Genomic DNA, 20432 nt, shown 5'->3' with positions numbered 1-20432 from the left:
GTCAGATCAGGTTCCCAGTTGGATGAGCTTGGCGCAAGATATATGTTTGTCAGATAAAAATTTATCTGCAGATAATTTTTTAAGCCTTCAATTATTTGAAGGCTTTTTTTTTATTTTCACATATAAAAATATTTTAATTTTTATTCAGACAATTTCATGAAAATTTTTCACCTTCTTCTTGCTGTTGTTTTAACTTTTATAGCCTATCCTCAAGTTGATACTAAAATTGCAATTATAATTAAAGATAAGTACGAGCTGATTAATGCGGAAAATCACTCTGGAATTATCTATTTATCATTAAATGATTTGTTGAAGAAAATAGATATTCCATTTGAGTTTTCTGAAGATAAAAGAAATCTGGATGTTAAATTTTCTGACCAATCTTTTAGAATAACAATTCAAAATTCCTTTGTAAATATTCTGGATAGCCAGCTAAAAACTAAAAAGATATATCAATTACCAAATGCACCATACTTGAAAAATAACTATGTGTTTATTTCTTCACTCTCTGCCATTGAATTAATTAATTTAATATGGGATAAGCAGCTTGTTCAATTAGCACCGAATAGGATAAAAGTAATTGAGAAAATTCAGGAACAAAAATTTGACACAAGTCCGGTACTTAAAATCTTAAAGCTGGAAGTTGAATCTGAAGATGACGCTGTAAAAGTTAAGTTATTTTTTTCGGGAGAAATAACTAATTATTATAATTTTTACCGGTCACAAAACCTGCATTTGATCCTTTGGGATGTTATCGGTGTTAATGATTCTATCCTTGACTCCCCTGCTCAGGACATTCTTGACAAGATCGAAATGAAATCTTTAGAACAATTTTCCGAACTGATTTTTTATCTCAATGAAGAGGAAACTATTACTGAAGTTTTTAAAGGTGATAACGACAATGAACTAGTAATCAGAATTTCTGAAAGGGATTTTGGAGACTGGTACGTGAAGGAAAGTGAACACTTCAAGGTCATTTATAGAGATTCTCATTCTCATTTGGTAAACCATTTGCTGAATTCAGCAGAAAATTCTTTAAGGCAGTTAATGAAAATTTTCAATTATAAGCCTAAAGAAAAAATTATTATCAATACATACGATGTAAGTGATTATGGATTTGGCGGTACAACAACAATACCGGAAAACTATGTTCGTATTGAAATTGAACCATTGGAAACTGGTTATGAAGCGATTCCATATTCAGAAAGATTTCAATGGTTATTAAGTCATGAATTAGTGCACATTGTTGTTAATGATATGGCAGGCGGATTTGAATCATCTTTACGAAGCATATTTGGTAAAGTATTACCCGAAAGAAATCAACCATTGAGTATATTCTACAGTCTGCTTACAAATCATAATAGATATACACCCAGATGGTTTCAGGAGGCTATTGCTGTTTTTATTGAAACCTGGTTTAGCGGCGGCTATGGCAGAATGCTTGGCAGTTTTGATGAAATGTATTTCAGAACTCTTGTTAATGAAGGATTAAACTTTGCATCAGATAATGAAATAGAAAACTATACTTCTCATACTTCAATGTTTCTTGAAAATATACTTTATCTGTACGGAACCAGATTTGTTGGACATCTAGTTGATAAATATGGTGTTGAAAAACTTATAGAATGGTTCTCGCTTGAATCAGATGATTTTTATCCATCACTTCTTTCTAAATTTGAAAAAATATACGGATTAGAATTTGACGATGAGTGGAATGAGTTTATAAAAGATGAAACTGATTTTCAAAATCAAAATATCTTAACATTAAAAACTGCTCCTCAAACACAAATTAAAAAACTGACTGAAGAAACTTTTGGATGGATTACAAAACCTAACTTTGACTCCAAAAGCAAAACACTATTTTTTGGATATCACAAACCAAGTAATCTAGCTCAGATTACTAAATTTGATCTTAAGACAAATTTATATGAGCAGCTGATTACTCTTCCTACTCCGAGTATCATACAAGTTGCATCCATTGCTTATGATGAAGCATATAAGCAGATGTTTTATACAACAAATAATAATCAGTTGTTTAGAGATTTGTTAATGTATGATTTCAATTCAAAAAAAGAAAAGTTACTTTTTGAGAATATCCGCATCGGCAGTTTAACTATTTCGCCTGAAAAACATGAATTATGGGGTGTTCAACATCAAAGCGGTAAAGCAGTTCTGATAAGATCAAAGTATCCTTACACAGAAGCTCAATCTCTTTCTGCTTTTTTAGTCGGTGACGAATTACAAGACTTATCAATAAACAGAAAAGGAGATTTATTAGCAGCAACGATGCATTTTAGTAACGGTCAGCAGAGTATTACTATTGCTGATATAAGAGATATTGATAAAGGGAATCCTATAACCTTTAAACCAATAAGTTCTAACGGCACACCTGAAAATCCATCGTGGTCTTTGGATGGAAATTATTTATACTGGAATGCTTATGTTAATGGTGTTGCAAATATTTACCGATACGATATATCTACTGAAGAAATTATACCGCTGACACATACAATTCAGGGTTTATTCCGGCCAATCGAAATCAGTTCTGATAGCCTTTTAGCATTTGAATTCACAACAAATGGTTTTATTCCGGTTGTTTTCAAAATCCAAAAGACTGAGCGCTTACCTGCAATTCAATATTTTGGGCAAAGGATACTAAATAAATCTTCTGAACTACTGAAATGGAATTTGAAATCAGCAAAGGAAATTGCTGACTCTATCAATATTAGCAAAGAAGATTCTTACGGTTCTTTTAACAGTATATCTTTAAAAACATTTATTCCGACTATTTCAGGTTTTCAATCAAGGATTGTTCTCGGTTTTTATTCGCAGTTTAATGATCCGTTATTAACACATGATTTAACTTTAGATGCAGGTATATCTCCATTTAAGGAAACTACCAATGATATAAAATATCATCTAAGATTAAAATATTCTTTCCACCAAAAACTTATTATTGCTGCAGAACATAATGCAACCGATTTTTATGATCTGTTTAATAAAAGAAAGCGCGGGATGTTAGGAAGCAGATTTGCTTTAGGATATAATTATTTTTTGGTCTATGACAATCCATTAAAAATAAAACACTCTACTGAATTATCACTTTATAAAGATATTAAATACATAAACGATAATCAGACCGAAGTAAGCATACCGGATTATTTAATCTTAAAATCGGAACTTGATATTAAAGATCTCCGAAAAACCATTGGAAGTATTGAATGGGAATCTGGTGACTGGATTAGATTATCAGTACTTGGTTATACCTCTGACCCGGATAATCCCAAATACTCTGGACAGATTATGGGTGAATGGGATAAATATTTTATTATGCTTTTTGATCATAATGTTTTGCAATTTAAAATTGCTGGCGGCTATCATTTTGAAAAAGAAGTAATTCCAGAAACAAAATTTTATTTTGGTGGATTTGGAAACCGTGCGATTGAAAATGAACCTGTAAAGCAATACACTAAGATGTTCAGATTTCCTGGTGTTCCTATTTATAATATTGTTGCAGATAAATTTGTTAAAATTATGATTTCAAATTCTCTGCCTCCTATCAGAATTCCCGGTGCATCTTTATTTGGTATTGATTTAAAAAATATTAATCTATCAGTGTTTTCGCAGGGTCTATATTCAGACTCAAGGTTTGTAGAAAAGGCAATTGATGCAGGTGCTCAAATAAATTTTGTTTTGCAGCATTGGTACAATCTTGAGACAACTTTTTCAGCTGGAATTGCTAAAGCCTGGTGGAATGGCGGCAATGATCACGAATGGTTTATTTCGTTTAAATTGCTAAAAGATTAACAGTTTTAACTGTACTTTTTACTTACTAACTTTGATTATATTACTTTAATAATTTAATTAAGCGGTATAATATTTGTAGCTTTTATCTGTTAATAATCTAAAATATCTCAAGAAATGAAGTTTTCGGAATTTAAAAAGAATATTGATAGTGGTTTAAAATCAACTCTGGATGCCGAATCTGGATCTGAAAAAACTAAAAATCTTGAAGTAATTCTGAATATACTTAACAGTATTAATCGAACTTTAATTTTAGATGATGTTCTTGAACTTGTTCTTAAAAATGCAATCAGGTTAACTAATTCTGAAAGAGGATTTATTGTATTAAAAGGCAATTTAGGAAAACTTGATTTTAAATTAGGACTTGATTCAAATGGCAAAGAGCTTCCGGAAAATCTATTTCATATAAGCAATTCGGTTGTTGAAGATGTTTTTTATAACGGTCAATCACGTTTTATCGAAGGCGCTCAGAGTGATCTTACTCTTGAATCAAGTAAAAGCATTTTAAGATTAGACCTTCAGACAATTTTATGTTCGCCATTAATTTCTGATGGAAATAAAATAGGGGTAATATATGTTGATAGTAAAAGACTCCATAGAATTAAAGAAAAAGATATTACAAATACTTTTGAAATCTTAGCCGGACAGGCTGCGGCTGCAATTCGTAACGCACAACTTTATCAGAGCCAATTAATTTCAAATGCTGCTCTTCAGGAGGCAAATAATCAACTGATTCAGGCTGAAAGAAAAGCTCTGAAGGCTGGTATTGACTCAGAAATCGGTCAATCATTACAAGGATTAGTACATTTAGCTTTGCTAGAAAATGAAAGTTTACTTCGTCTAATCGAAAAGCTTAAAACTGATATTGGAGATAAACGAAGCAACAGAGAGTCACTGTTTTTTGATAGACTGAAATTGAAATCAAAAGTTGCTATTGATAGTATAAGAAGGATTCAGAAATACGCTCAGGTGTTGATGGAAACTGCAGCAATGAATCTAAATAAAGACAGCGGTGATTTGAATAAAACCATACAATCTGTTATCAAATATATTTCTCCGATGAAGAAATTTCAGTTTGTAACTTTTAAAACCCAGCTTAATAATATTCCTGTATGCAGTTATGATTCAGAGCAGATACAGCATTTGTTAGTTCATTTATTTACTAATTCTGTAAATGCAAAGAAAGATGCAACAATAAGTATTCAATCTAATGCTGATGAAAAGTTTATTTATATAATAATTGATGATAATGGACCGGGCATTCCTGATGAAATAAGAAAAAATCTTTTTCAATCATTTGCTCCAAAAGACAACAGTTATGGTTTGTTTTTGTGCAAAAATATTGTAGATAGACATAAAGGTCAGATTAAACTTTTAGATTCAATGATTGGCACAAAATTAGAAATTTCACTACCAGTAGCAGTGTAATGGTTATAACAGATTTTTTTAAATATGTTAGTTTGTTGTATGACAAAGTCCGCTTTCCCGTTCAGGTATTTGAACAAAGCGGTAAGATCGTTTATGTAAATGAAGCATTTACAATTTTATGGGGCTATCATCTCGATGAATTAGTTGAATACTCAATTTTTAATGATAGTGTATTAAAGGCAAACAAAATATTAGACCGGGTATTCGAAGTTATTAATGGAAAATCATATACCACTATAGACTATTTTGAAGATTCTCTTCTTCGTGCCCGCGATTATGCTGTGCCGATTTTAAGAACAAATGTATTCACAATCAAGTATGAAGATGATCTTTATATTGTAATGTATCACGAAGATCAAACTGAAATGCTTTTAACTGAAGAAGAAGTTAAAAAAGCCCGCGATGCTAACTTTGAGGCAGAAAGATTAAAAAATACTTTTTTAAATGTTTTGTCTCACGAGTTGAGAACACCCTTAAATATTATACTCGGTTACTCATCTTTAATTAAAGAAAACCTTAGCGATAAAATTAATGCAGAAGATAAAATATATCTTGATAATCTTCACAGCGGAAGTGAAAGATTATTTAAAGGTATAACACAAATGCTGGAATTTGCACAGATTGAAGCAGGAAATTTTTCACTTAATATTGAAACAGTGGATCTCGTTAGTATAATTCAGAATTGCATCCCTAATCATAAAAAACTTGCTGTAGAAAAAAATCTGGATCTGAGAACTAATTTTTCACATAAAAAGATATTCGTTGATGCAGATATTCAATGTGTGGAAAATGCTTTGAACAATCTTATAAGTAATGCAGTTAAGTTTACACATCAGGGATATGTAGAGGTTGAGGTAAATCTTCTTGAAGAAAAGAATCTTGCTGTATGCAAAGTAAGAGATACCGGTATTGGAATTTCAACAAAATATCTGGATCATCTTTATCAGCCATTTAGCCAGGAAGATCTTAATGTAGGCAGAAATTATGAGGGCAATGGATTGGGGCTTGCACTTACAAAAAGATATATTGAGAAACTCGGCGGATCATTGCTTGTGGATAGTATCAAAGGCGTTGGTTCAACTTTTACATTTACGCTTCCGTTAAATCAGTCGAAGTATCTTACTACTTTTATTGAGACAGACCAATCAGCAAAATCAAATAAAATATTAATGATTGATAACAGTGGTGAGACTTATCAGCTTATTAAGGCATTTTTAAAAAATTCTTTTACATTGTCGCATCATACGATCAGAGATTTTAAACTCGAATATGTACAGGATAGTTCATTTAGCCATTTTATTTTTGATGTTGATAAAAATTACTGGCAGCAGGGAATCTTAATTTGTAAAGATATTAAAAGACACGATCCGTTTAAGCGACCAATTATAATTATCTCAAGCGAATTTATTGAAGAGAAGATCAAAGAGTTCTATCAAGCCGGTGCATCAAAGTTTCTTGTAAAACCCTTTGGTAAAAGTGAGCTGACAAATATTATTAACCAAACGAAAGAGCAATAACAGATTCTCCTATCTTATCAGATTTAATTTCAGTCATCTAATTGCCTATATGCAATTATTATATTGATAATCATTATCCCTATCTTTCCTTAAAATAATTTAATTCTGTTCAAACAAATTATCTATGATTCAGTACTTCAATAAAGAAAATACTTTAATTGGTAAATTATAAACTTAGTGTAAGTTATTAATGATTACCGCTTATCTATTTGCTTCTTTCAAATACAAAACAATTATATTTTTACTTTCAAAATATTTAAGTTAAAGTAAAAGTGTTTTATGCAAGGAGCAGGAATAATACTTCTTAATAACGATAATAACGTCTTAATGATATTACGTGATGATAAAGCTGATATCCCATTCCCAAATATGTGGGATATTCCAGGTGGAAAAGTTGAACAAAATGAGAGCCCTGAATTTACTGTAAGAAGAGAAATGTTTGAGGAACTTGGAATTGCTGATCTTGGTGATATAGATTTATTTAAAATATATACCTCAAATAATCTTACCGATTTTATCTTCTGGAAAAGAATTGACTTAAATCCAGTTGAAATTAATTTGAGGGAAGGACAAAGAATTGAGTATTTTGATCTGTCAAGAATTCGCAGTACAAAACTCGCTTTCGGATATAATAATGTTTTAGAGGATTTCTTTTTAATGCTTTCAGAAAATGAATAACATTCAAAAAATAATAATAATTATCGGAGTAGTAATTGTTTTTGTCGGATTAACCTGGCAGTGGATCTCAAAATTGCCATTTGGCAAATTGCCAGGTGATATTATAGTTGATAAGCCAAGTTTTAAACTATTCTTCCCAATCACATCAATGATTATATTAAGCATACTTGTATCTTTAATTATATGGATAATCAAAAAATTTTTTTAATAAAAACCGTTATAGTTTTATGAAATATTTAATAAAAACATTCTTATTTATTTTTTTGTCATTACAAGCACTTGCACAACAGAATCTTAGCGGAATTTGGAGCGGTAAACTTGAACTTCCAAATTCAGCAACCTTAACAATTGTATTTAACCTGAAAGTTGATTCAAACGGAATATACACTACCACGCTTGATAGTCCTGATCAACAAGCATTTGGAATACAAACTGAAAGCACTATAATAAAAGAAGATTCTATATTTATTAACATTCCGGTTATAAAAGGTACCTATAAAGGTAAAATAATCTTTGAAGAAAAAAAGATAGATGGTAAATGGAGTCAGGGTGGAATGAATATGGATCTTAAGGTAACGAAAACTGAAAAAATTGAAATGCCCAAAAGACCACAAGAACCGAGGGAGCCTTTCCCGTATAATACAGAAGATGTACTATTTGAAAATGAAGTTGACAATGTAGTTCTTGCAGGCACATTAACTTTTCCTAAGAATGGTAATTTATTTCCTGCTGTTATTTTAATCACTGGCTCAGGCGGACAGAATCGAGATGAAGAGATATTTAATCATAAACCATTCTTAGTTATTGCTGATTATCTGACTAGAAATGGAATTGCAGTTTTAAGGTTTGATGACCGCGGTGTCGGACAATCAACTGGAAAGCAAGAAAATTCAACCACCGAAGACTTTGCAAAAGATGTTTTAGCAGGAGTAAATTTTCTTAAAGAAAGAAAAGAAATTGATAAGACTAAAATTGGATTGATAGGACACAGCGAGGGTGGATTAATCGCACCATTAGCAGCAGTGCAAAGTAATGATATTTCTTTCATTATACTGATGGCTGGCCCTGGCGTTTCAGGTTATTCTATTCTGGCACTTCAGAATGAATTAATTATGCGAAGTGAAGGAGCAAGCGAAGATGAAATCCAGAAAACATTAAAAGCCCAGCAGGAAGTTTTTTCGATTCTGAAAAACAGCTCTAAAGATAATTTAGAAAAAGAACTCAGAGATAAATTAAGTATAGAATATCAATCACTAACTGATGATGAGAAAGCTAAGCTCGGTGATTCTGAGACTTATATTAATATGCAGACTAATATTTTAACAAGTCCTTGGTTTAAATATTTTTTAAACCATGATCCAGCTTCTGTTCTGGAAAAAGTAAATTGTCCGGTTCTTGCAATAAACGGAGAAAATGATTTACAGGTTCCACCAAAAGAAAATTTATCAGCAATTAAAAAAGCTCTTGAAAAAGGAGGCAATAGGAATTTTGAAGTAATAGAGTTAAAAGGATTGAATCATTTGTTTCAAACCTCTGAAACAGGAAAAATATCAGAGTATGGGCAAATTGAAGAAACGATTTCTCCTTTAGCATTACAGACAATGTTAGATTGGATCAAAAAAGTTTTAAAGTAATTTTATTCCTATTTCAATTAAAGAGTGAAACTGTAAATGAATTTGTTAGAAATTAGACGGACAATAAAAAAACAGGCAAACCCTAAACAGGCTGTTATTCTTCAAAAGTTTTTTAAAACAGCAAAAGGAGAGTATGGCGAAGGTGATATTTTTTATGGAATAAAAGTACCTATTCAGCGAACCATTGCAAAACAATTCAGGGATTTATCATTTACTGACTTGAAATCACTTATCAATTCCAAAATTCATGAAGAAAGATTGATTGCTGCTTTTATTCTTGTTGATCAGTATAAGAATGGTGATGAGAAAAAGAGAAAACTGGTTTTTAATTTTTATCTTAAAAACAGAAAAGGAATAAACAACTGGGATCTTGTTGACCTTTCTGCTCCGCAAATTATTGGAGAACACTTGTTGGATAAAGAGAAAAGCTTGTTATATAAATTTGCACTTTCAAAAGATCTTTGGGAAAAAAGGATAGCTGTTTTATCTACTTTTACATTTATCCGCAATCACTTTTTTGAAGACACTTTAAATATTTGTGAAATTTTACTTAATGATAAACACGATCTGATACATAAAGCTGCCGGATGGATGCTGAGAGAGGTTGGAAAAAGAGATTTAGCTGCTGAAGAAGAATTTTTGAAGAAATATTATAAAGATATGCCAAGAACAATGCTTCGTTATGCAATAGAAAAATTTCCTGAGAAGAAACGTAAAGCTTATCTTGAAGGAAATATTTAAATCAAATAGAGATATCCTTTACAACAATTGAATAGAGAAATATGATTAAAAAAATCTTGTTGATTACTGTTATCGTTAGTGTAAACATTTGTTCTCAAGTCTATGTAAATCCTGAAGCAATTGTCTTTTCGCAAGTTACTGTTTCAACTGCAGACAGCACATCTTTTTATGTTATCAATTACAACGATTATCCTGTAACCGTCAGTTTAAACAATCTGAAAACAATCTATACTTTATCAGATACTTTATTATCAATACCTTCTGAGGATAGCATTATTGTCTGGATTAAATATCACCCGAATCAAAATGTTGTTGATGATGATGTGGTTTTGATTACAAGTGCTGACAGCACTATAGGCGCTGCTATTGATGTGACTGGCACAGCTAAATATGGTGATATTTATGATAATGCTACATTCAACAAATTTGATATTGAATTGAAAAATGCATTAAATAGTTTGGTTATAAATCATACATCATTGGGGTATAATTTAGCCCGAGATAAAATGTTTATGGAAATTGATAATCAGAAAGTTAATGGACAAGGAGCTTCTCAGAATACTCTGGAATGTGTTTATACCGGCAGAAAAGCAGTTGGTTATACCAGCAGAACAAATGCACAGAGCAATTATAACTTTAATACCGAACACACCTGGCCTCAATCAAACTTTGGGGATAACGAACCTATGAAATCTGATCTTTTTCATCTGTTCCCAACTGATAATCCTGCAAATTCAGTTCGTGCAAATTTTCCTTTTGGAAAAGTTGTTTCTAACATTACTTGGGATTCAGCTGGAAGTAAGCTTGGTAAAAACTATTTAAATCAGACTGTGTTTGAACCAAGAGATGTTCATAAAGGAGATGTCAGCAGATCAATGTTTTACTTCATTATCCGTTATCCGGTTAATTATGGAGATTTCTTTACACAGATACAAGAAAATGTTTTCAGAGAATGGAATAAACTTGATACGGTTGGTATTGTTGAATCAAATCGTAATAATGCAATTGCAAGTTATCAGCTTAAAAGAAATCCGTTTATAGATCACCCGGAATTTGCGGACAGAATATATAGCTTCGCTACAAATAATATAAGACCAACTGCTGCAGCGCTTGATATATTACCATTCTCCCTGCTCTTTGATTCAACATTGATTAATCAAACAACAGCAAAATATATATATCTGATTAATACAGGAAGCGCAGTACTGATTATTGATTCGATAAATATTTCTGATCAAAGATTTTATGTTTCTGACCCAATTACAAATATTGATCCGTACTCTGTAAAAAAGTTTGCTGTAAATTTTTCACCGGACAGCATTAAGACTTTTTTCGCATCACTTGATGTATTTTCAAATACAGGTAATCAACAAATCCATTTAACTGGAATCGGAAAAGATAATACAGTAAACATTACTGATAAACTACATCAGCCATCAGCTTTTATGTTATCACAGAATTATCCAAATCCTTTTAACCCATCTACCAGAATACAATATGCTATAAGCAGCAAACAACTTGTATCAATCAAAGTTTACGATGTTCTTGGAAACGAGGTTGCGAGATTGGTTAATGAAGAACAAACTGCCGGAAGTTATGAAGTTGATTTCAATGCTTCAGGAATATCGAGCGGAATTTACATATACAAATTTCAGGCTGGTTCCTTTATTCAAGCTAAAAAAATGATTTTAACGAAATAAAACCAATTGATAAATGATGGTTGAATAGTCTTTTTAGATTTTATGAAAGCAAACAAAAATAAAGAAAAGTGCTTTACTCAATGTTAATTACAATTATACTTTGGAATAGTTATGAAGAAAGTTGTCCCTTCATTGGGCACACTCTCAAACCAAATTTTCCCTTTTTGCATATCTATAAATTCCTTACATAGTATTAAACCTAACCCTGTACCCTTCTCATCTTTTGTTCCAACAGAAACTGGTGTTTTTCCTAAATTAAACATCTTGCTTTTATTCTTATCTTCAATACCGATTCCATAGTCTTTCACACTCATTACAATATATTCATTAAGTTCCTCTGCTCTGACAATTACTTTACTATTTTGGTAAGAAAATTTGATAGCATTCCCCATTAAATTTCTGTAAACTGTAACTAACATATTCCTGTCTGCAATTACTTTTATATTATGATCAACGAAAACATCAAGAGTAATATGCTTATCTTCAGCCAGGTTATTCAGTAAAGATATATTCGTTTCAACTATTTCAAACAAATTTATCGTCTCAGGGACAAATTGAATTTTTCCAGTTTGAGTTCGTGACCATTGTAATAAATTTTCGAGAAGTTCATAAGTGCTTCTTGTAGTCTGAGCTATTTTAACTAAAAACTCTTTTTTAGTATCCTCAGGTATATCAATTTCCTGATCCAAAAAAATAGAGCTTAGTGAAATTAAAGTGTGAAAAGGATTTTTCAAATCGTGAGCGATAATCGAAAAGAATTTATCTTTTGTTGCATTTAATTCTGTTAGTTTATCAGCTAATTTTTCTATTTCCTGTTTTTGCTGGATTAGGATTTTATTTGTTTTCTTTTTATTTGAGTACAAATAAATCAACAGCAACACAACAGCTACTAACAACACTAACCCGCCACTAATAAAATAAATAAACAAATACTGGCGTTTAACTGTTTCCTCTGTCAGTTCTTTCTGCTTTTTAAGTATTGCGTTTTGGTGAACTTTCTTTTCAGTTTCATACATTGTCTGGAACTCAGAAAGTTGAGTAACAACCGATTTATTATAAATGCTGTCGTTTGCGGCTTTAAATATTTTGTAATATTCTAAACTTTTTGGATAGTTACCCTTCTTTTCGTAAATATCAGAAAGAACTTCATAAGCCTCTACTCTGAACAGAACATTCTCAGGTTTACTAGCAATCTCCAAGCAAAGATTTGCATATTTTATTGCCTCATCCAATCTGTTAAAATGAGAGTAAATTCGTGCCGCAACAGTAGTAGCTACAGCAGAGAATAAGAACTCACTTCTTTCTTCTCTATAAGTAAGAGCTGTTTCTATATTTTTTAATGCTGCATCATAATTCTTGGTATAATAATATACACTTGCTAAGCCAGTATAACTGCTGCCAAGATATGACTTATTCTTTGTTTTTTTAGCATAGTATAATGCTTGCTGATAGTATCGTAAAGCATTTGAGTAATCTTTTTCTTGTTCATAATTATTAGCAATATCATACGATATAATCCATTTTGTAACATCGTTGTTAACATTCTTTAGATAATCCCATGCTTCAAATAAGTATTGATTAGCTTTGTTGTATTCTTTTATGGCAATGTAAGTTATTGCAAGGTTAATTAAGGCATTTGATATGGCAAGTGAGTCTTTTAATTCTGTGAAAATTTTTATAGCCTCTTTTGTTGCATCTGTTGAAAGCAGAATCTTATTTGCATAATAAGCAGCAGATCCATAAAGAAGCAAAGCATTGCCTTTCATTTTAAAGTTTTTTGCTTCCTCAAAATATTTGGGTGCCTTATCGTAGTACGAAGCTGCTATAAGATGCTGCTGCCTGAGATTATAGTGTGTAGCCAAATAGTAATATGCATTTCCAATTTCATTTGGATAATTATTCTCTTTTGCCAGTTCAAGTGAATTTTTAAAATATGCTAAAGCTTTTGTTGTATCGTTTTTTAAATCATAGTATATGCCCATTGTTATATAAGCATCCATGATACCTTTCAAATAGCTTATTTTTTGAGATAGGTCTAAGGCTTGTTTAGCAAATAAAAAAGCAGAATCTAGGTTTTGACCGATAAATCTACTTGCTACATCGTTTAAGATGTTAACTTTTTGACTATCTTCTTTTACTTCAAATAATGATGGCTGTTCAATTTTTTTTTGATTTTGTGCTAAATAATTATTTGAACAAAATAAAAGTAAACCTAATGTTATTAAAATTCTTTTTAACAAGATAAAACCATATAATTATCCATACTATTGTCGTATAAAAACTTAAAAAGTTTAGCAGCCTAATTAAAAATGATAGAACTTTTAAATCTTTAATTATAAAATAGTACTATTACATAAGGTTCTGATAATTCCTGTTAAAGTCATTGCAAATTAAGCAGGTGTCACCCTTCGACTGTGCTCAGGATGGCAAAGAGAAACTGTTACACTTAGTTTATCGAAGTGTGAACAATAAAGAAAAAGTAAAACCCAGAATCACATTGAGCAAAGTCGAAACGTGAATTTAAGATGAGTATAATTAGTATCAGTCTTCGACTCCGCTCAGGATGTAATAAGTTTAATTTTTCACGATTCGTCTGTCGAAGCGTGATCAAACTTTAGCTATAGATTAAAAAGGAGCAGTAGTTAAAATATTAAGTATTCAAGTGATTATATCTTTAGTCTATCTTAACAACACCATTTTTTTTGTCTCAAAAAAATCACCTGCACTCAATTGATAAAAATAAACTCCGCTGGATAAACCAATAGCATTAAATGAAACTGAATAATACCCTGCGGGCTTTTCTTCATCAACAAGTGTTGCAACTTCGTTTCCTAAAACATCATAAACTCTTAATGTAACTAAACACTCTTCGACTTCGCTCAGGGTGACACTGGGAATTGTAAATTTTATTTCTGTAGTTGGATTAAAAGGATTAGGATAATTTTGTTCTAATAAATATCCTGTTACTGCATTGACAGAAACATCGATAATATCTGAAAACACAAAACTTCCATCGAAGTCCATTTGTTTTAATCTGTATTTATATTTTCCAGATAAAACATCTTCATCAGTAAAGGAATAAGATTTTGGTTCAGTGGTTGTGCCAAAACCTGGAATAAAACCAACGATTTCCCATTCAAGTGATTTATCATTTTTGTGGTCTTGTGATCTTTGTATTTCAAATCCGTTGTTATTCGTTTCTGCTGCTGTTGTCCAACTCAATTCAACATTATTTTCATAAACAGAAGCATAAAAAGAAATTAATTCCACAGGAATTATATTTTCCATTTTTATTAACCAAACATCATGGATTCCTGCTCCAAATGATAAAGTATGACCAACCAGAATTAGTCCTCCATCGTTTGTTTGTCTTACAAAATATCCGACATCTGAATAAACCCCTCCAAGAGTTTTAAACCATTCAGTATTGCCGTTCACATCAGTTTTAATAAGATAGAAATCATCTCCGCCCGCACCAAAAGACAAAGTATATCCAAGAATAATAAAGCCGCCATCTGCTGTCTGTTGAATTGAATTACTATAATCTCTGCCAGATCCGCCAAAAGTTTTTATCCACTGCTGATTTCCTAAACTATCAGTTTTAACTAATAGTACATCATAAAGCCCAGCACCAAAAGAGCCTGTATAACCAGTTAGAATATATCCGCCATCTGTGGTTTGTTGAACACTATAACCACGATCTGCATCATTCCCTCCGAAGTAATTATACCATTGTTGATTTCCAAGTGAGTCTGTTTTAACTAGAAATGCATTTCCAACAGCACCAGGACCAAACGAAAAAGTCCAACCTGTAATAATAAACCCATTATCCATAGTATGTGCTACATTCATCGCACCATCTGAACTTATACCACCAAAAGTTTTTTGCCAGATCAAATTACCATTTGAATTAGTTTTTATCATCAACATATCACCGCCAGTACCAAACGAAAAAGAAGAACCGGTTATAAGAAAACCACCATCACTTGTTTGAAGAACTGAGAAAGCCAGATCATCCTGTGTGCCGCCAAATACTTTGTCCCACAATTGATTTCCTGAATAGTCAGTTTTAACAAGATAGACATCATTTGCACCAGCTCCGTATGATTTGGTATATCCGGCAATAATAAATCCGCCATCAGTAGTTTGTTGCACCGAATATCCTTCATCATCATTGTTGCCCCCATAAGCATTAATCCATTCCTGATTTCCGCTTTTATCAGTTTTAATCAGCAGCACATTTCTACCGCTCATACTTCCATAAGAGCGTGTGTATCCGGTAATTATATACCCGCTGTCCGATGTCTGCTGAACACAATATCCCACATCAATATTACTTCCGCCGAAAGTTTTTGTCCAAACTGTATCAGGAATTTGTGAAAAAGTAAAAACTGGAATTAAAAACTGAGATAAAAAAAGAACAGTAAAAAGAAATGTATTTGATAGCTTCATCTTATACTCCTTCCTAAGAATTAAGCGCCGGCTTAAATTAAAAATATTTGAGAAGATAAACGAAATACAATTTTACATTTGTTTAAGACAAATATTTGAAAGTCTGAATTTCTATGATAAAGTATTAAAAAGAATCCCTCTGATTAATTACTAACCAGAGGGATTACAATAGCACAAAAAGATTATTCTTACTTGAGCAGCATCATTTTTTTGGATGCTGTAAAATTACCAGCTTGTAATCTTAAGAAATAAACACCACTGGCATATTTAGTACCTTCCCATTGATGTTTATAATAACCAGGTTCAAGAACTTTATCGTAGATAGTTTCAACTTCGCTTCCTAAAGCATCATAAACTTTAAGAGTTACTTTTACTTCCTTTGGAATTCCGAACTGGACTGTCGTCGTCGGATTAAACGGATTCGGATAATTCTGAGATAAACTAAATGATGAAGGAATAGCAGAGTAATCAACTTCAATAACACTTGAATAACTTTCCTTGCCATCAAAGTCTAATTGTTTAAGTCTGTAGTAATACTTCCCTTTACCAGTTAATCCTCCATCAATATAAGAATATTGATGTTTATCAGTTGTCGTACCTATTCCTTTTATAAATCCGATTTTCCCAAATACTTTTCCATCGCTGCTTCTTTCAACATCAAATCCTGAATTGTTTAGCTCAGTTGCTGTTTCCCAGGTTAATCTTATCAACTGCTCTTCAACAGTTGCTTCAAATGAAACTAATTCCACCGGTATTATTCCAAGTCCAAAGAAATCAGTGTATTTTCCCATCAGTGCTTTCTTAGTTGCTTCATTTGGAGAATCAGTCAATCCGCCAAATTCAAAAGAAGCGCCGATAGTTTTATAGGTGTTATTTTCATAAGCAACTGCACACGCATAACTTGGGCTTTGATTTCTAAATATTACCTGAGCAGGAGCAACATTATTTAATCGATCAATCCAATTATTATCACCACTGTAAGTAAATGTCATTCCTTCAGTAAAGGTACCTGCTTGTCCTAAAATTGTTCCGAGATCACTGCTTCCATCACCAGTTCCCACAATATTAAACATAGCATGTACTGCTGTCTGTGGATCATAATACCAGGTATCGCCGCCTTCCATATAAAGCATTCCGCCGCTGTTTAAGAAATCTGCTAATAATTGCCCTTCGGTAGTTGTAAGCTGATGGTTGTTTGAGTACACACCTAAACAAACAAATACAGATTGATATAAACTCAAATCCGTTGGAAAATCTGTTTGATAAACATAAGCAATATTTAAAGCTTCCAGTGCAGTCCTCATTGCCGGACTTGAATTATGGTTTTTATCTTTACAAACAATTAAAACCGGTATTTTACCAACAATTAAAGATATACTGCTGCTTGATGCAATTCCCAATGAAGCAGTCATATTAAAATCAAAGAGAGCCTGATGACCAGTTACTATTGTTGAGCTTGCAGTAACACTAAATGATTTTGCTACTTTTCCAGCAGGAAGTAGATTACCATAATTCTGCTGCCCGCTGTTTATAGTAATCAGAGCATCAGTTGTTGTAAGAGTACCCTGAACATTAATTGCCTCCGAATGTCCTGTATTAGTTATTTCAACAAATACATCTGCGGTTTCGCCCGGGTCCAGAATACCATTATTGTTTCCGCTAGGATCAGAAACATATGTATTAGACTGAACAAGCACCGGAGCCTGTACTTTAAGTGTAAAGTAACTTACCCAGTTATTATTACCGTCTGTTGCAATTACGTTAAATGAAATAATTTCCTGATCCGGAGTTAAAGGATCAACTTCAATTTTAAATCCATTTGCTTTAAATAATCTGCCACCAGCTGGTATTGTTCCATAAAATTCAGTTGAATCAGTAACTGTAACATAGCTGCTGTTGCTTCTTAAAATAAGTGTTACATTTTCTGCCTGTGAAACTCCGACATTATAAGCTCTTAATGAAATCAATGGTGATTCACCATAATCTAACAGAGCATTATTATTGCCCAAAGAATCATTAACAACGGTTGAATCTGAAATCACATAAGCACCTTCGCTAGGTACTACCGGGATGTTGGCTGAATATCTATAATAATTCTGTTTAGTTACTGTTAGTTTAACCGTATTGCCCGGTACAATAAATGGGATATTTAATGCAACAGGATTTCCAGTTCCTTCAGCAACAGCGATAATTTCTCCATTACAAGTTAAAGCAATCAGTGAACTATTATCTGCAGTAACATTATACTGAGGAACACCTGCAATAATCACTGGGTTGTGTACAACATTAAGAGTCTGAGGCATTTCTGAATATACTGTTGTAAAAGCATCCCCATGATGATGGAATAAATGATATGTAACCATTTTATCGCCGGTATTATAGGGCCAGTTAGAATACTGAAGGAAGTACTTACCAACAACATTTCCAAATGCCGGTAAAATTCTATCGGGTCCTGTAATGCCATAATCAGGCATAAAATCAGGCCACATACCATCGAACATTCCCCAAACATAGGCATCATTAACAAATGAATATGAAACCTCAGAAGCTGCAATTAGTCCGAGCGCACCTTTTTGATGTCTGTGAAAAGCTTCTGCAAAACACTCGCTTGACCAGTTATACTTTCCTGTTAAACAATTAATTGAGAGAACAAAAACCAAATCATCATTATTTAATCCTGAAAGATTTGAATTACCATAGGCTGGTTCGCCCCATCCGGTCTCAAGTCCGTGATCGCGATGCTGCAACATAAATGCACCGCTGTTAATATCATTATTAATTCTTGTTGCATTACCGCCCCAATCTGTTAAGTGCTGTGCAGTTGCCGGAATATATCCTCTGCCATTTGGACCAAAATAGTTTACTACTAAACTTGTATTTTGATTAGATGACCAGTTAGTAAACGGCGGTGTTCCGGAATAAATAGCATTTTCTCTTTTGGGCGATTTACCAAGTTTATATTGCCAGAATCCATTAATAGTTTCTGAACATATCTGAAACCATCTTTCCGTTTGCCAACCCATAGCAGTAATTGGATTATTATAAAAGTTTGGATTTGTTGGAGGGTTTCTTTCATATTTTAAAAATTTAGTTATCATCGTCTGTAAATGTGCAGCATTCTGTGCAGTTATCCTTGCTAAAACAATATCAGCCATATTGTTATTGTTTACATCAGCATAAATATGATCTGATACGCAATAGTTATTCCAGGTAGGGCTATGAATAGTATTACCCGAAGTACCATAATCACCAAGCAGTAAAACCGCAACAGGAGGAATAGCCCAGGTATTATAGGCATTATTAATAAAATTTTCTATTGCAGTTGAGTTATTACCACCTGTCTGAACAGTTGTAAATATGCCTGTTTTAATACCCTGCAATGTTCTGAACTGTTTAATCGAATCTGCCCATGCAAGAAATACAGGATCATTTGGACAAATTATTACATATTCAAAATCCTGATCTTCCTTATTGGAGGTATAATTGTATTGCACCTTTGATAATGAATTATAATTTATAAGAACATTATTCAAAATCGGATCAAACCATCTACTGCGAAGTCTGTCTTCACCAAAGTGACCATTGCCGCCGTTAAATTTTACAGCAACTTTTAAATCTCTGTAAACTATTAGCTGTTTGGTAACAGGATTATATTGAAATGGTGTAATACCAAGCTGAACAACATCAACTCCTCTTATCTCTGTTGGTTTTGATAATATTACCGGTTCAGCTGGATAAAAATCATTTTGACTATAAATACTGTTATTCTTTGCATAAACCAACGGACCTTTATCTGTGTCTTTTGGAATTTTAAATGCCGGAGCTACTTCAACATTTTCAATAGTTTCTGTTCTGTAACTTGTAATTTCAAATGTTGCATTTGCACCTTCAGGTATTGCAATAAATCTGGATGTTCCAGGTAAATCAGGTGCTCCTTCGTCGTTTGGAAGGAAAATGCCCGGTAAATGAATTGATTTGTAACTTAATTCTTCAATGTTAACATCCAGCATCTCAAATTCAGAAATGGAAAAATTTATTTGTATGCCAGAAGCACTCTCTGTTTCCAGAGTAAATCCCGACTTACCCCAGGAATCTGAGTAACTAATTACCTGCGCTCGAACCTTAATCGACAGGAATAAACAAAGGAAAGCAATTACATACATCCCTTTATTTGAAAAAAGAGTAAATTTTGTCTTCACTATAATCTCCCTTGAATTTCAAATTATCTTCTGTATAGTAAAAGATAAAATGTGGTTTATAGAATAGTTGGTTAATTAATAAATTGAAATGTCTTGAATAAGAAAACTCATGTTGGTTTTTTTGTGAATAACATTCAAAAACTCCAAACACTAATGGAATTATAACAAATAGTATCATTAGTTGTTGATAAAGCAAGTGCTGCTAACAATTATTGTATTTGCCTTGTAAAGTTAGATACAATAATAATTAAAGTAAACAGTTTATCATATATAATATTT

At 32.3% G+C, this 20432-nt stretch carries 11 protein-coding genes; 8 read left to right on the top strand and 3 right to left on the bottom strand.

From position 1 onward, the window contains the following. Window positions 1-156 precede the first annotated feature (156 nt). The 8 genes from ROY99_08570 (at window position 157) to ROY99_08535 (ending at window position 11502) form a co-directional block, all read left to right on the top strand. Window positions 157-3807, top strand: a complete 3651-nt coding sequence (locus ROY99_08570; GenBank protein MDT3696435.1) for a hypothetical protein — start codon at window positions 157-159, stop codon at window positions 3805-3807. 114 nt (window positions 3808-3921) lie between these two features. Beyond that, a complete protein-coding gene (locus tag ROY99_08565; GenBank protein MDT3696434.1) occupies window positions 3922-5232 on the top strand; it encodes a HAMP domain-containing sensor histidine kinase in 1311 nt (436 codons plus the stop codon). Then, window positions 5232-6749 (top strand): HAMP domain-containing sensor histidine kinase, encoded by a 1518-nt coding sequence (locus tag ROY99_08560; protein ID MDT3696433.1) that lies wholly within the window; start codon window positions 5232-5234, stop codon window positions 6747-6749. The genes ROY99_08565 and ROY99_08560 overlap by 1 nt, the downstream gene beginning before the upstream one ends. A 279-nt stretch (window positions 6750-7028) precedes the next feature. After that, window positions 7029-7427 carry an NUDIX domain-containing protein gene (locus ROY99_08555; GenBank protein ID MDT3696432.1) on the top strand — a complete coding sequence of 133 codons (399 nt, stop codon included), beginning with the start codon at window positions 7029-7031 and terminating at the stop codon, window positions 7425-7427. After that, entirely contained in the window at window positions 7420-7635 is a 216-nt protein-coding gene (locus ROY99_08550; protein ID MDT3696431.1) for a DUF2905 domain-containing protein, read from the top strand. The genes ROY99_08555 and ROY99_08550 overlap by 8 nt, the downstream gene beginning before the upstream one ends. 19 nt (window positions 7636-7654) lie before the next feature. Next, entirely contained in the window at window positions 7655-9061 is a 1407-nt protein-coding gene (locus tag ROY99_08545) for an alpha/beta hydrolase (protein ID MDT3696430.1), read from the top strand. A gap of 36 nt (window positions 9062-9097) precedes the next feature. Continuing rightward, on the top strand, window positions 9098-9802 hold the full coding sequence (locus tag ROY99_08540) for a DNA alkylation repair protein (GenBank protein ID MDT3696429.1): 705 nt from the start codon (window positions 9098-9100) through the stop codon (window positions 9800-9802). Window positions 9803-9843: 41 nt separating this feature from the next. Beyond that, window positions 9844-11502 carry an endonuclease gene (locus tag ROY99_08535; protein MDT3696428.1) on the top strand — a complete coding sequence of 553 codons (1659 nt, stop codon included), beginning with the start codon at window positions 9844-9846 and terminating at the stop codon, window positions 11500-11502. An 83-nt stretch (window positions 11503-11585) separates the two neighbouring features. Here the strand turns inward: ROY99_08535 and ROY99_08530 are convergent, their stop codons facing one another. The 3 genes from ROY99_08530 to ROY99_08520 all read right to left on the bottom strand — a co-directional run bounded on the left by ROY99_08530 (window position 11586) and on the right by ROY99_08520 (window position 20153). Further along, the gene (locus tag ROY99_08530) at window positions 11586-13742 is read right to left on the bottom strand and encodes a tetratricopeptide repeat protein (protein ID MDT3696427.1); all 2157 of its coding nucleotides are present in this window, start codon (window positions 13740-13742) and stop codon (window positions 11586-11588) included. Window positions 13743-14181: 439 nt separating this feature from the next. After that, complete coding sequence (locus ROY99_08525) at window positions 14182-15954, bottom strand: T9SS type A sorting domain-containing protein (protein MDT3696426.1); 1773 nt, start codon at window positions 15952-15954, stop codon at window positions 14182-14184. 188 nt (window positions 15955-16142) lie between these two features. Further along, window positions 16143-20153 (bottom strand): C25 family cysteine peptidase, encoded by a 4011-nt coding sequence (locus tag ROY99_08520; GenBank protein ID MDT3696425.1) that lies wholly within the window; start codon window positions 20151-20153, stop codon window positions 16143-16145. Between the last annotated feature and the right edge of the window lie 279 nt (window positions 20154-20432).

Source organism: Ignavibacterium sp. (genome assembly GCA_032027145.1).
Lineage (GTDB): Bacteria > Bacteroidota > Ignavibacteria > Ignavibacteriales > Ignavibacteriaceae > IGN3.
The sequence above is the reverse complement of the archived record's forward strand: the minus strand, read 5'-3'. Positions and strand labels throughout refer to the sequence as shown.